Annotated in this window: 14 protein-coding genes and 1 pseudogene; 9 read left to right on the top strand and 6 right to left on the bottom strand. The window is 64.6% G+C overall.

Features of this window, described 5'->3' with window-relative positions:
• Positions 1–574 precede the first annotated feature (574 nt).
• Both PCA10_RS08445 and PCA10_RS08440 read right to left on the bottom strand, forming a co-directional pair.
• A complete protein-coding gene (locus tag PCA10_RS08445; RefSeq protein WP_016491638.1) occupies positions 575–940 on the bottom strand; it encodes a DUF5064 family protein in 366 nt (121 codons plus the stop codon).
• 145 nt (positions 941–1,085) lie between these two features.
• Positions 1,086–1,403 carry a DUF2288 domain-containing protein gene (locus PCA10_RS08440; RefSeq protein WP_016491637.1) on the bottom strand — a complete coding sequence of 106 codons (318 nt, stop codon included), beginning with the start codon at positions 1,401–1,403 and terminating at the stop codon, positions 1,086–1,088.
• 303 nt (positions 1,404–1,706) lie between these two features.
• Between PCA10_RS08440 and PCA10_RS08435 the strand changes: the two genes are divergently transcribed.
• The 6 genes from PCA10_RS08435 (at position 1,707) to PCA10_RS08410 (ending at position 8,522) form a co-directional block, all read left to right on the top strand.
• Positions 1,707–2,828, top strand: a complete 1,122-nt coding sequence (locus PCA10_RS08435; protein ID WP_016491636.1) for a branched-chain amino acid ABC transporter substrate-binding protein — start codon at positions 1,707–1,709, stop codon at positions 2,826–2,828.
• 115 nt (positions 2,829–2,943) lie between these two features.
• A complete protein-coding gene (livH, locus tag PCA10_RS08430; RefSeq protein ID WP_016491635.1) occupies positions 2,944–3,867 on the top strand; it encodes a high-affinity branched-chain amino acid ABC transporter permease LivH in 924 nt (307 codons plus the stop codon).
• A complete protein-coding gene (locus PCA10_RS08425; protein WP_016491634.1) occupies positions 3,864–5,117 on the top strand; it encodes a high-affinity branched-chain amino acid ABC transporter permease LivM in 1,254 nt (417 codons plus the stop codon). Before livH ends, PCA10_RS08425 begins: the two co-directional genes overlap by 4 nt.
• Complete coding sequence (livG, locus tag PCA10_RS08420; protein ID WP_016491633.1) at positions 5,114–5,881, top strand: high-affinity branched-chain amino acid ABC transporter ATP-binding protein LivG; 768 nt, start codon at positions 5,114–5,116, stop codon at positions 5,879–5,881. The genes PCA10_RS08425 and livG overlap by 4 nt, the downstream gene beginning before the upstream one ends.
• 3 nt (positions 5,882–5,884) lie before the next feature.
• Positions 5,885–6,586 (top strand): ABC transporter ATP-binding protein, encoded by a 702-nt coding sequence (locus PCA10_RS08415; protein WP_016491632.1) that lies wholly within the window; start codon positions 5,885–5,887, stop codon positions 6,584–6,586.
• A gap of 322 nt (positions 6,587–6,908) precedes the next feature.
• On the top strand, positions 6,909–8,522 hold the full coding sequence (locus PCA10_RS08410; RefSeq protein ID WP_016491631.1) for an FMN-binding glutamate synthase family protein: 1,614 nt from the start codon (positions 6,909–6,911) through the stop codon (positions 8,520–8,522).
• A 90-nt stretch (positions 8,523–8,612) separates the two neighbouring features.
• On the opposite strand, the gene PCA10_RS08405 is transcribed toward PCA10_RS08410, so the two are convergent.
• Positions 8,613–9,395 carry an SDR family oxidoreductase gene (locus PCA10_RS08405; protein ID WP_016491630.1) on the bottom strand — a complete coding sequence of 261 codons (783 nt, stop codon included), beginning with the start codon at positions 9,393–9,395 and terminating at the stop codon, positions 8,613–8,615.
• Between the two features lie 154 nt (positions 9,396–9,549).
• Positions 9,550–11,013 (bottom strand): aldehyde dehydrogenase family protein, encoded by a 1,464-nt coding sequence (locus PCA10_RS08400; protein WP_016491629.1) that lies wholly within the window; start codon positions 11,011–11,013, stop codon positions 9,550–9,552.
• A gap of 160 nt (positions 11,014–11,173) precedes the next feature.
• Here PCA10_RS08400 and PCA10_RS08395 point away from each other — a divergent pair, with 160 nt between their 5' ends.
• From PCA10_RS08395 to cysC, 3 genes are all read left to right on the top strand, one after another.
• Positions 11,174–12,055, top strand: coding sequence for a LysR substrate-binding domain-containing protein (locus PCA10_RS08395; RefSeq protein ID WP_041770170.1), 882 nt, complete (start codon positions 11,174–11,176; stop codon positions 12,053–12,055).
• 88 nt (positions 12,056–12,143) lie between these two features.
• Positions 12,144–12,425 carry a peptidylprolyl isomerase gene (locus PCA10_RS08390; protein WP_016491627.1) on the top strand — a complete coding sequence of 94 codons (282 nt, stop codon included), beginning with the start codon at positions 12,144–12,146 and terminating at the stop codon, positions 12,423–12,425.
• 174 nt (positions 12,426–12,599) lie between these two features.
• Positions 12,600–13,217 (top strand): adenylyl-sulfate kinase, encoded by a 618-nt coding sequence (cysC, locus tag PCA10_RS08385; RefSeq protein ID WP_016491626.1) that lies wholly within the window; start codon positions 12,600–12,602, stop codon positions 13,215–13,217.
• 69 nt (positions 13,218–13,286) lie between these two features.
• On the opposite strand, the gene PCA10_RS08380 is transcribed toward cysC, so the two are convergent.
• Complete coding sequence (locus PCA10_RS08380) at positions 13,287–13,538, bottom strand: hypothetical protein (protein ID WP_016491625.1); 252 nt, start codon at positions 13,536–13,538, stop codon at positions 13,287–13,289.
• Positions 13,539–13,579: 41 nt separating this feature from the next.
• Positions 13,580–13,681 (bottom strand): annotated as a pseudogene (locus PCA10_RS30915) (GFA family protein); the annotation flags it as partial.
• Positions 13,682–13,688: the final 7 nt, after the last annotated feature.

Genomic DNA, 13,688 nt, shown 5'->3' with positions numbered 1-13,688 from the left:
CCGCTCGTTGGGTTTCGTACCTCTACCCAACCTACGGACTCCTCTCTCCCTGAAGCAACGTAGGATGGGTTGAGCGGAGCGATACCCATGCGGACATCGCTGATGGGTATCGCAAGCTCAACCCATCCTACAAGCTTGGTGCCCAGCTCATTGGAGTGCGGCCTGAGGTCTGTTTCGCCCTCCCGGGCGAGTCCCTTTGGCAGTTGCCCCAAAGGAACCATTAACGCTTGCCCCTGCATCCGGCCCCGGCTGCGCCGGGGTCCCCTCGCTACATCCTTGCTCCGGGGGCCGCCGCGAAGGGGCGCTTTGCGCGGCGTCGTCTTCTCTGCTTCGTTTCAGGCCGGCATGGGCACCAGGACTGCTTCGCGCCTGCCGGCGCGAGTCACCCCTCTACCTCTGGGCGGGCCGCGATCGGAGAGGGGCGGGGGAGAGGGAACCTTCCGCAAGCAGAGTGCCGAGCAAAAGGCGATCACACAAAGTTGCCATCGCAGTGTTAGAGCGCTCCCCCAGCATGCGAAGCGCCCCAAATAAAAAAGGAGGCCCAATGGCCTCCCTTTTCGACTGCGGACAGGTCTCAGACGCCATCCTTGTCCAGATGATCGAAGTTCACCGGCTCGCCGGATTCGGCCCCGAGCACACGGCGGATGTCCTCGAAGATCAGGTCGTACTCCTTGTGGTTGCGCATGATCAGGGTGGTGTTCGGGTGCAACCCGTTCTTGATCGCCACCTTGGACACCAGGCTGGCGAAGTTGAACGCCGTGTCGCGGTGCATCTCGAACTCGTCCTGGAACTGCTTGCCGTCGATATCGCCCACCATGCGGAAGTGCAGCATGGTGCCTTCCTTCGCATTCGGGCGAGCCTCGTAATAGAGGTCTATGGAGAACTGCTGCCCCGGCAATCCGGGCACGCTGGCCCGATGTACATGGCCTGGTTCGAACATGATGACGCTCCCTGTGGTGACTGAATGAAGTAGGTGGATTGAGTCTAGCTCGCCCCTCCGGTTTCGCCGCCGCCCCTGACCGGTGCACGGTCGGGGTAGCGGCACACTCCTGGTCCCCTTCCCTGGAGCCCTTGGCAACGCACGATCAGTGGCGGGTCGGCGCCTCGTCGCGCTCCTGGATCAGTACCCAGGGCGCCACGACCACGGCCCAGAGATTCGGATCGCGGGCCAGCAGGTCCTGGGCGCGGGTCTCTTCCACCTTGCAGAGCTTGCCGGAGGTCAGCAGTTCCGCGACCTTGGGCTTGTCGTCCTCGGCAACGGCCAGGGCCACGGCCACCAGGTCCTGCGCGCCGTCCACCCAGAGCAGGGCGCCACGGGCGAAGAAGGGCTGCAACTCTTCCCAGGTGATGGCGGCGGTTTCACCGAGCAGCTTGGCATAGAGGGTGCTAGCGTTATCGTTCATGGCTTGTTTTGTGTTGGTTGGTAACGAATGGATTGGGGGCGCAATGATAGCGTCGGTCAACATTCAGACAAGCCCGAGCTGACGACGCCAACCGCACTCAAGACACGCCGTTTTTCTATACGTTTGTTTCAATTAAGCGACACCAGATCATTCCGCCATCATTCCCTGACTTTTCAAGCCGCAAATCGGCAATCTACACTGTTCCGGTACAGTTGCCGGAGGGGGAGTGGCGGGGTGCAATTCCCTGTCCCGTAGCTTCGGCAAACAGGACAACAACAACGAAAAACACAAGAGTGGAGCACTATGAATAAGGCTACCAAGCAGATTTCCAAACTGTTCGCCGCCATGGCTCTGGCCGGTGTTGCCAGCTACTCCGTAGCAGCCGATACCATCAAGATCGCCCTGGCTGGCCCGGTGACCGGTGCGGTCGCCCAGTACGGCGAGATGCAGTTCATTGGCGCCAAGATGGCGATCGACCAGATCAACAAGGCCGGCGGGGTGAACGGCGCTCAACTCGAAGGCGTGGTCTACGACGACGCTTGCGATCCGAAACAAGCCGTAGCCGTAGCCAACAAGATCGTCAACGACGGCGTTCACTACGTCGTTGGCCACCTCTGCTCCAGCTCCACCCAGCCCGCGTCCGACATCTACGAAGACGAAGGCATCCTGATGATCACCGCGGCCTCCACCAGCCCGGACATCACCTCCCGTGGCTACCAGCTGGTGTTCCGCACCATCGGCCTGGACAGCCTGCAGGGCCCGACCGCCGGCAACTTCATCGCCGACCACATCAAGCCCAAGGCCGTTGCCGTCATCCACGACAAGCAGCAGTACGGCGAAGGCATCGCCACCGCCGTGAAGCAGACCCTGGAAGCCAAAGGCGTCAAGGTTCCGCTGTTCGAAGGCATCAACGCCGGCGACAAGGACTTCTCCACCATCGTTGCCAAGCTGAAGCAAAGCGGCGTGGACTTCGTCTACTACGGCGGCTACCACCCGGAACTCGGCCTGCTGCTGCGCCAGTCGGCTGAAAAAGGTCTGAAAGTACGCTTCATGGGTCCGGAAGGCGTGGGCAACAAAGAGCTCTCCGCCATCGCCGGCCCGGCTTCCGAAGGCCTGCTGGTAACCCTGCCGAAATCCTTCGACCAGGATCCGAAGAACCAGGCTCTGGTAGAGGCCTTCAAGGCCAAGAACGAAGACCCGAGCGGCCCGTTCGTGTTCCCGGCCTACGCCGCTGTGCAAGTCATCGCCGAAGGCATCAAGAAAGCCGGCGCCGACGACACCGCCAAGGTTGCGGCTGCCCTGCGCGCCAACACCTTCGAAACCCCGACCGGTGCACTGGCCTTCGACGAGAAGGGCGATCTGAAGGACTTCAGCTTCGTGGTGTACGAGTGGCACAAGGACGGCACCAAGACCGAAGCTAAATAAGCTTCCCGCCTGAACGCAAAGCCCACTGCTCGCGCAGTGGGCTTTGTCTATCCGTGTTTTACGGGCTCCGCTGCGCCACAAGCGCCGCTTTTCGTGATGCCCGAGGAGTTAGGGAATGCCTGATCTCTACCACTATCTGCAACAGCTGGTTAACGGGCTCACCGTTGGCAGCACTTATGCCCTGATCGCCATCGGCTACACCATGGTCTACGGCATCATCGGCATGATCAACTTCGCCCATGGCGAGGTTTACATGATTGGCTCGTACGTAGCCTTCATCGCGATTGCCGGGCTCACCATGCTCGGTCTGGAAAGCCTTCCGATCGTTATCTTCGCGGCCTTCGCCGCCAGCATCATCGTTGCAAGCGCTTACGGTTACAGCATCGAACGGGTCGCCTATCGCCCCCTTCGCGGCAGCAATCGCCTGATCCCGCTGATCTCCGCGATCGGTATGTCGATCTTCCTCCAGAACCAGGTACTGCTGGCGCAGGACTCCAAGGACAAGGCCATCCCCAACCTGATCCCGGGGAACTTCATCCTGGGTGAAAGCAGCATGAATGGCGTGGTGATCTCCTACATGCAGGTGCTCATCTTCGTCGTCACCTTCCTGGTCATGTACGGCCTCACCCTGTTCATCTCCCGTTCGCGCCTGGGCCGTGCCTGCCGCGCCTGCGCGGAAGACATCAGGATGGCCAACCTGCTGGGCATCAACACCAACAACATCATCGCCCTGACCTTCGTCATCGGCGCCACCCTGGCCGCCGTGGCCGCGGTGCTGCTGGGCATGCAATACGGTGTGATCAACCCCCATATCGGCTTCCTCGCCGGTATCAAAGCCTTCACCGCAGCCGTGCTCGGCGGCATCGGCAGCATTCCGGGCGCCATGCTCGGCGGCCTGGTGCTGGGCGTGGCCGAAGCCTTCGGCGCCGACATCTTCGGCGACCAGTACAAGGACGTCGTGGCCTTCAGCCTGCTGGTACTGGTGCTGTTGTTCCGCCCGACCGGCATCCTTGGCCGTCCTGAGGTGGAGAAGGTATGAACAATCGATTCAAGACGGCGTTCTTCAGCGCCCTCCTCGTACTGGCGGTCGCCTACCCGATCCTCGGCCTGAAACTCAGCGTCGTGGGCGTGGGCCTGGTGGTTACCGGTGCCAAGACCTCCACCCTGATCGCCATCTTCGCGTGCGCCGTGGCCATGTTCTTCTGGCAACTGTTCCGCGACAAGGTGCAGGGCGTCTGGGCCACCGTGCCCAAGCCGAGCATGTCCAAGGGCACCGCCAACTTCCTCACCCTGCCCTCCACCCAGCGCTGGTTCCTCCTGGGCCTGATCATCCTGGCCCTGGCCTGGCCGTTCTTCGGCTCCCGCGGCGCCGTGGACATCGCCACCCTGATCCTGATCTACGTGATGCTCGGCCTCGGCCTGAACATCGTGGTCGGCCTGGCGGGCCTGCTGGACCTGGGTTACGTCGGCTTCTACGCCGTCGGCGCCTACAGCTATGCCCTGCTCTCGCACTACTACGGCCTGGGTTTCTGGGTGTGCCTGCCGATCGCCGGCATGATGGCGGCCTTCTTCGGCTTCATCCTCGGCTTCCCGGTGCTGCGCCTGCGCGGTGACTACCTGGCCATCGTGACCCTGGGCTTCGGCGAGATCATCCGCATCCTGCTGCGTAACCTGACCGGTCTCACCGGCGGCCCCAACGGCATCAGCAACATCGACAAGCCGACCTTCTTCGGCCTGTCCTTCGAGCGCCGTGCCGAAGAAGGCCTGCAGACCTTCCACGAATACTTCGGCTTCGCCTACAACTCCATCAACAAGGTGATCTTCCTCTACCTGATCGCCCTGCTGCTGGTGCTGCTGACCCTGTTCGTGATCAACCGTCTGCTGCGCATGCCGCTGGGCCGCGCCTGGGAAGCTCTGCGCGAAGACGAGATCGCCTGCCGTGCGCTGGGCCTGAACCCCACCCTGATCAAGCTCTCCGCCTTCACCCTGGGCGCCTGCTTCGCGGGCTTCGCCGGCAGCTTCTTCGCCGCGCGCCAGGGCCTGGTGACTCCCGAGTCCTTCACCTTCATCGAGTCGGCGACCATCCTCGCCATCGTGGTGCTCGGTGGCCTGGGCTCCCAGTTGGGTGTGATCCTTGCGGCGATCGTGATGATCCTGCTCCCCGAACTCATGCGTGAGTTCAGCGAGTACCGCATGCTGATGTTCGGCGCCCTGATGGTGCTGATGATGATCTGGCGTCCGCAGGGTCTCCTGCCGATGCAACGCCCCCACCTGGAGCTGAAACAATGAGCCGCCCGATTCTCGAAGTAAGCGGCCTGACCATGCGCTTCGGCGGCCTCCTGGCCGTCAACGGGGTGGGTCTGACCGTACAGGAAAAGCAGGTTGTCTCCATGATCGGCCCGAACGGCGCCGGCAAGACCACCGTGTTCAACTGCCTGACCGGCTTCTACCAGCCGACCTCCGGCAGCATCCGCCTGGATGGCGAGCAGATCGAGGCCCTGCCGGGCCACAAGATCGCGCGCAAGGGCGTGGTTCGGACCTTCCAGAACGTCCGCCTGTTCAAGGAAATGACTGCGGTGGAAAACCTGCTGGTTGCCCAGCACCGCCACCTCAACACCAACTTCCTCGCCGGCCTGCTGAAGACCCCGGGCTTCCGCAAGAGCGAGCGCGAGGCCATGGACTACGCCGCCCACTGGCTGGACAAGGTCAACCTGACCGATTTCGCCAACCGTCCGGCCGGCACCCTGGCCTACGGCCAACAACGCCGCCTGGAAATCGCCCGCTGCATGATGACGCGCCCGCGCATCCTCATGCTCGACGAGCCGGCCGCCGGCCTCAACCCGAAAGAGACCGACGACCTCAAGGCGCTGATCGCCATGCTGCGCAACGAGCACAACGTGACCGTGCTGCTGATCGAGCACGACATGAAGCTGGTGATGAGCATTTCCGACCACATCTACGTGATCAACCAGGGCACCCCCCTGGCCGACGGCACGCCGGAGCAGATCCGCAACAACCCCGACGTGATCAAAGCCTACCTGGGGGAGTCCTGAGCCATGCTAGTTTTCGACAAGGTTTCCACCTTCTACGGCAAGATCCAGGCGCTTCACGGCGTCAGCATGGATGTGAAGAAAGGCGAGATCGTCACCCTGATCGGTGCCAACGGCGCCGGCAAGTCGACCCTGCTGATGACCCTCTGCGGCTCGCCCCGCGCGGCCAGCGGCAGCATTCGCTATGAAGGCGAAGAGCTGGTGGGCAAGGAGTCCTACGACATCATGCGCAAGAGCATCGCCGTCGTGCCGGAAGGCCGTCGCGTGTTCGCCCGCCTGACCGTCGAGGAGAACCTGGCCATGGGCGGTTTCTTCACCGAAAAGGGCGACTTCCAGGAGCAGATGGACAAGGTGCTGCACCTGTTCCCGCGCCTGAAGGAACGCTTCGAGCAGCGCGCCGGCACCATGTCCGGCGGCGAACAGCAGATGCTCGCCATCGGCCGCGCGCTGATGAGCAAGCCCCAGCTGCTGCTGCTCGACGAGCCGTCGCTCGGCCTGGCGCCCATCATCATCCAGCAGATCTTCGACATCATCGAACAGCTGCGCAAGGAAGGCGTGACCATCTTCCTGGTGGAACAGAACGCCAACCAGGCGCTCAAGCTGGCTGACCGTGGCTATGTGCTGGAGAACGGCCACATCGTCATGCAAGGCAGCGGCGACGACCTGCTCAACGACCCCAAGGTCCGCGACGCCTACCTCGGCGGTTAAGCCAAACGCGGCAAAAGAAAACGGCTCCTCGGGGCCGTTTTTTTTCGCACCTCGGATGGCTACCAGCACGAACTGCTTTTGTAGGATGGGTTGAGCTTGCGATACCCATCAGCCCCGACCGCATGGGTATCGCTACGCTCAACCCAGCCTACGAACTGAAATAATTCCGAGCACCAACGCTGGCCACCGGCACGATCGGCTTGATGTAAACACCAGCCAATCCCCGTGCGGCACCTCCCTACAGCTCGCCCTTGAGCTATCGCAAGGCATTTTCCGGCCATTGGCACTACGCTATGCCGTTACCTGCAATCAAGGAGCCCGCATGAGCCTGTCACTGCTGAGCCGATACGCCTTCTTCGCCTTCTGCGTACTGTTCACCCTCGCCAGCCTGCCCTTCGTCGCCCACGACTGGGTCTGGCCCTTCACCCTGCTGGCCGGCGCACTCAGCCTGCTCGGTCTCTTCGACCTGCTGCAGGCGCGCCACGCGGTACGCCGCAACTACCCGATCCTCGGCAACATCCGCTACCTGGTGGAAGGCATCCGTCCGGAAATCCGTCAGTACCTGCTGGAGGCCGACGACGACCGCCTGCCCTTCTCCCGCGCGCAACGCTCGCTGGTCTACGCGCGGGCCAAGAACGAAGGGGGCGACAAGCCCTTCGGCACCCTGATCGACGTCTACCAGGCCGGCTACGAATTCATCGGCCACTCCATGCGCCCGGCGCCCTTGAGCGATCCCGCAAGCTTCCGCGTAGTGGTGGGCGGCCCGCAGTGCAGCCAGCCCTACTCCGCCTCGGTGTTCAACATCTCCGCCATGAGCTTCGGCTCCCTCAGCGCCAACGCCATCCGCTCGCTCAACCAGGGCGCCAAGCTCGGCAACTTCTACCACGACACCGGCGAAGGCAGCATCAGCCCCTACCACCGCGAGCACGGCGGCGACCTGGTCTGGGAACTGGGTAGCGGCTACTTCGGCTGCCGCACCAGCGACGGCCAGTTCGACCCGGAACGCTTCGCCACCCAGGCCAGCAACCCGCAGGTGCGGATGATCGAGATCAAGCTCAGCCAGGGCGCCAAGCCCGGCCACGGCGGCATCCTGCCCAAGCACAAGATCACCGAGGAAATCTCCCTGACCCGTGGCGTGCCCATGGGTGAGGACTGCGTCTCGCCCTCGCGCCACAGCGCCTTTTCCACGCCCATCGAGATGATGCAGTTCATCGCCAAACTGCGTGAGCTGTCCGGCGGCAAGCCCGTGGGCTTCAAGTTCTGCCTGGGACACCCCTGGGAGTTCATGGGCATTGCCAAGGCCATGCTGGAAACCGGCATCCTCCCGGACTTCATCGTGGTCGACGGCAAGGAAGGCGGCACCGGCGCGGCGCCCCTGGAATTCACCGACCACATCGGCGTGCCCATGCGCGAGGGCTTGCTGTTCGTGCACAACACCCTGGTCGGCCTGAACCTGCGGGACAAGATCAAGCTCGGTGCCAGCGGCAAGATCATCAGCGCCTTCGACATCGCCAGCGTGCTGGCCATAGGCGCCGACTGGGCCAACTCGGCGCGCGGCTTCATGTTCGCCATCGGCTGCATCCAGTCGCAGTCCTGCCACACCAACAAGTGCCCCACCGGCGTCGCCACCCAGGACAACCTGCGCCAACGCGCCCTGGTGGTCCCGGACAAGGCCCAGCGGGTGCAGATGTTCCACCGCAATACCTTGAAGGCCCTGGCGGAGATGCTCGCCGCCGCCGGCCTCGACCACCCCAACCAACTGGAACCGCGCCACCTGGTGCGACGCGTCTCGGACAAGGAAATCCGCCTGTTCTCGCAGATCCACCTGTTCCTCCAGCCGGGCGACCTGCTGAAGGAAAAGATCGAGGCGGACTTCTACGAGCGCATGTGGGAAATGGCGCGGGCCGACAGCTTCGAGCCGTCGTGCGCGTGGTGAATGCATAGTTTTGTACCTGCGATACCCATCATTCCCCCCGATGGGTATCGCTTCGCTCAACCCATCCTACGCAGACACCCCAGCTACAGCTCAACCCTTCAGTACCCCGCCATCCACCGGGATCAGCGCCCCGGTCACATAGCTGGCCAGGGGGCTGGCCAGGAAGGCCGCGATCGCGCCGAACTCTTCGGCAGCGCCATAGCGCCCCACCGGAATAGCCGCCTGCTCCTGGGCCATCAGGCCCGACACCGGCGTGCCGCTGCGTTCGGCGGCGCGCAACAGCAGGGTCTCGGTGCGCTCGGTCCAGAAGGAGCCGGGCATCAGGGTATTGACCGTCACCCCGTCGGCCGCCACTTCGGCCGACAGCGTCTTCGCCCAGTTGGCCAGTGCGCTGCGCAGGGCGCTGGACAGCACCAGGCCGGGAATGGGCTCCACCACACTGGTGGACGAAATCATCAGGATGCGGCCGAAACGGCGCTGGCGCATGCCGGGCAGGAAGGCGTTGACCAGGGCCATGGTAGACAGCACCGTGGCGTCCAGCTGGCGGTGCCAGAGCTGGGGGTCGAAATCCACCGCGTTGATCGGCGGCGGCCCACCGTTATTGGCAATGAGGATGTCCGGCGCGCCGATGGCCGCCACCACCTGCTCCACGGCCATGTCCACCGCGCCCAGGTCGTTGAGGTCCACGGCCACGCCTTGGGCCTCGCCGCCGGCACGGCGGATGCGTTCCACCGCCAGGTCCAGCTTCGACAGGTTGCGCGCCAGGATGCAGACCCGCACCCCTTCCCGGGCCAGGGCCTCGGCCACACCGAAACCCAGCCCGGAACTGCCACCGCAGACCAGGGCGCTGCGGTTCTCGAGTTGAAGGTCCATGATCGCTACTCCCTTTCCAGATTCACCCGCCAGTGTGCGCCTTCGAAGGGCATGCACAAACCTGTAGGAGCGAATTCATTCGCGAATGGACGCGACGCCACGCAGGCGCCGCGTCCGGGCGAGCCTTCTGCCCGCCTAGCAAACAAGTTCTTGATTACACCGCCCGCACCACGTGCTTGAGCTCCTGGAACGACGCCAGGCCCCACGGGCCGAGCTCGCGGCCGATGCTGCTCTGCTTGTAACCACCCCAGGCGGTCTGCGGGAAGATCACCTGCGGCGAGTTGATCCACACCATGCCGGCCTGCAGGGCGTTGGCCACCCGCTCGGCAGCCTCGAGGTCGCCACTGACCACGCTGGCCACCAGGCCGAATTCGCTGTCGTTGGCCAGCTCGATGGCCTCCGCCTCGGTGGCGAAGCTGCGAACGCACAGCACCGGGCCGAAGATCTCCTCGTTCCACAGGGCGCTCTCCTTCGGCACATCGGTGAACACCGTGGGCTGCAGGAAGAAGCCGCGCGCCAGTTCCGCCGGGCGCTCGCCGCCACACACCAGGCGCGCGCCAGCCGCGATGCCGCGCTCGATATGGCCGCGCACCCGCTGGTACTGCGCCTGGTTGACCAGGGCGCCCATTTCCACACCTTCGCTGAAGGGGTCACCCACTTGGGTTGCCTCGGCGCGGGCCTTGACCCGGGCCAGGAAATCAGCGGCCAGGGGTTCGGCGACCAGCACGCGGCTGGTGGCCGAGCACATCTGCCCGGCATTGAAGAACGCGCCGCCACAGGCCAGCTCCACGGCCAGGTCCAGGTCGGCCGCTTCCAGCACCAGCAGCGACGACTTGCCGCCCAGTTCCAGGCTGACGCCCTTCACGGTTTCCGCCGCGCGCTGCATCACCTGCACGCCCACCGCGTTGCTGCCGGTGAAGGACACCTTGGCCAGTTTGGGGTGGGACGACAGCGGCGCGCCTACGGCCAGGCCGGTGCCGCACACCACATTGAGCACGCCGGTCGGCAGGCCGGCTTCGGCGATGATGCGCACCAGTTCCAGCTCCGCCAGCGGCGTCACTTCGGAGGGCTTGAGCACCACGGTGCAGCCGGCGGACAGGGCCGGGGCCAGCTTCCAGGCGGTGGTGACCATGGGGAAGTTCCACGGCACGATCAGCCCCACCACGCCGCAAGGCTCACGGCGCAGGCGGGCGGCGAACTCCTCCACCGGCAGCTCCACCGGACGGTCCTGCTGGGCGTCCAGCGCCTCGGCCAGGCCCGCGTAGTACTCGAAGGTGCCGATCACGTCATCGACATCGATGGTCGCCTCGAACAGCGGCTTGCCGTTGTTCAGCGACTGCAACTGGATCAGGGTGTCGCGACGCTGGCGCACGCCCTCGGCGATCCGGCGCAGCACCGCGCCACGTTCGGCGCCGGCGCTGCGGGCCCAGGTCGGGAAGGCGCGGCTGGCAGCCTGCACCGCTGCATCGACGCTGACGGCGTCACCGCTACCGATGCTGGCCAGGTGTTCTTCGGTGGCGGGGTTCACCACCTCCAGGACCGGGCCGCCGGGCAGCCATTGGCCGTCGATGTAGACGCCGGCCAGGGTCTCGGGGAACGACGGGAGGGTATTCGACATTGCATGGGCTCCATGAGCGGGACGGGGGACGGCCACTCCCTGCACATGGAACCGAAACCGGCTGGAGGGCCACGAATGACGCCCATTGAGCCGTTCGGCGGCGGGACTGACAAGGCAAAAATCGTCATACTAGCCATGTCCCTACGTCATGACTATTCCCATGAAACGCCTGCCGCCCCTGCCCGCCCTGCATACCTTCCTCATCACCGCCCAGTGCTGCAACTTCACCCGTGCCGCCGAGCTGCTGCACATCACCCAGGGTGCCGTCAGCCGGCAGATCGCCGGGCTGGAAAGCCACCTGGGCTATCCGTTGTTCCTGCGCCAGGCCCGTGGCCTGGCCCTGACCGACCAGGGCCGCGACCTCTACCCGCGAATCCAGCAGGTGTTCAGCCTTATCGATGAAGCCGTGGAGGAAGTCGGCGCCAGGCGCAAGGCCCTGCAACTGAAAGCCCCCACCTGCGCCATGCGCTGGCTGCTGCCACGCCTGATGCACTGGCAGGCCGAGCGCCCCGATGTGCCGGTGGAGCTGACCACCACCATCGCCTACGGCGTGGACTTTCGCCGCGACCAGTTCGACGCGGCGATCATCTACGCCACCGCGCCGGCCGGAAACATCGTCGCCCACCACCTGTTCAACGAGCAGCTGACGCCGGTCTGCACCCGGAAGCTGCTGGATGGCCCGATTCCACTGGACACCCCGGCGGACCTGGAACGCCATGTGCTGCTGCACCCGGCGCGCGACAAGCATGACTGGGAAAACTGGCTGCTCGCCGCCGGCCACACGCCCGGCCCGCTCAGCGGCGGACACCATTTCGACACCATGGACCTGGCCCTCTCCGTCGCCACCCAGGGCGCCGGCGTGGCCCTGGGGGACTGGTCGCTGATCGGCGAAGACCTCGCCAACGGCCATCTGGTCGCGCCCTTCGACATCAGGGTGCCCACCGGCGGCGCCTACTTCCTGGTCTACCCCGAGCGCACCGCCCCCAGCCCGCAGCTGCGTGAACTGGTGGACTGGCTGACCGCCCAGGCCCATGGCGCCTGACAACGGCAACGCCGGGCTGACCAACCACCTTGAATCAGCCGCCAATTCCGCTAGGCTGTGCCCCCTCAACTGTAAGGAGTACCCCCTCATGGCACGCGCTACCGCCCGCCACATCCTGGTTTCCACCGAAGCCAAGTGCAACGAACTCAAGGCAGCCATCGAAGCCGGCGCCGACTTCGCCGAAGTCGCCAAGCAGCACTCCACCTGCCCCTCCAGCCGCGACGGCGGCAACCTCGGTTCCTTTGGCCGCGGCCAGATGGTCAAGGAATTCGACACCGTGGTCTTCAGCGCCCCGATCAATGTCGTGCAAGGCCCGGTAAAGACCCAGTTCGGCTACCACCTGCTGGAAGTCACCGACCGTCAGGATTGATGGTTCCCAGGCGCCGCCGCCCGGCGGCGCCTGCCCTTCCCCGCTACACCCCCCGCCTGGCAAACCCGCGATTTTCTGCCACTATCCCGATGCCCTCGCGTCACCGGCCCTGTCGGCGCGCCATGGGCGCTCAGCGTTCGCCCGAACGCCCGCACGAGACCAAGGAAGACAGGCATGGGTAAACGCGAAAGTGTCACCTGGCAGACTGGCAGCCTTTCACTGCACGACCGCCTTCACAAGCTGGGCCAGGTGCCCATGACGCTGTGGTTCACCGGCTTGAGCGGCGCCGGCAAGAGCACCCTGGCTTTCCGCCTCGAGCGTCTGCTGGTGGAGCGGGACATACTCTGCGTAGTGCTGGACGGCGACAACCTCAGGCACGGCCTCTGCCAGGACCTGGGCTTCGATGCCGAGAGCCGCGCGGAAAACATCAGAAGGGTGGCAGAAGTGGCCCGCCTGATGAACGACGCCGGACTCACCGTACTGGCGGCGTTCATCTCACCGCTGGCGGCGGATCGCACGCTGGCCAGGCAGATCGTCGGCGCGGAGCGATTTCACGAAGTCTTCGTCAACAGCCCCCTGCACATCTGTGAAGGCCGCGACCCCAAGGGGCTCTACAAGAAAGCGCGGCGGGGAGAGCTGGAACACTTCACCGGCATCGATGCGCCCTACGAGCCGCCGCTGCAGCCGGCGATTCGCCTCGATACCTCCGACTGGTCGATCGAGACCTGCCTCGGCAGCCTCATGGCGGAAGTACAGCGATACCGGGCGCGTGATTGCGGCGAAAGCGAATAAGGCCAGGCACAACCTGGGTCCAACCGGCTTGCGCAGCTGGCTATCCCGGCCGCCTCGCGGAGCAGCGACTCAATACTTGATATCCCGGGCGCGCTCCCGCCCTTGCTGCTTCATCTGGCGTTTGTCCTGCCGGCAGGCGGGGTTGGTTTGCAGGTCGGCGGCGCGACATTGCTGTTTGATCTGCCGTGCATCCTGGCGCGTTTCCTGGCGGACGTCGCGTGCGGCACGGCGCTGCTGGGCCTGCTCGGTGGCCCAGGAGGCGTCCACCGCTACCAGCAGCAAGATCGTCGCGGTCAAAACGGCGAGCAGAGGTTTTCCCATGGCTTGTACCTCCCATGTCCAAATATTCAGTACAGCCGATATTCCGCAGTGCGCGCGAAGACCGACGAGCCGCAGCGGGGACAGAAAAAACGCCCTGCGTAATCGCCGGTTTCACCCTCGATGGTCACCGCCTCCTGTGGGAACTGAAAC

Origin of the sequence: Pseudomonas resinovorans NBRC 106553, from assembly GCF_000412695.1 — a bacterium.
GTDB lineage: Bacteria > Pseudomonadota > Gammaproteobacteria > Pseudomonadales > Pseudomonadaceae > Metapseudomonas > Metapseudomonas resinovorans_A.
Note: the sequence above shows the minus strand (reverse complement) of the source record. Positions and strands in the feature narration are given on the sequence as shown.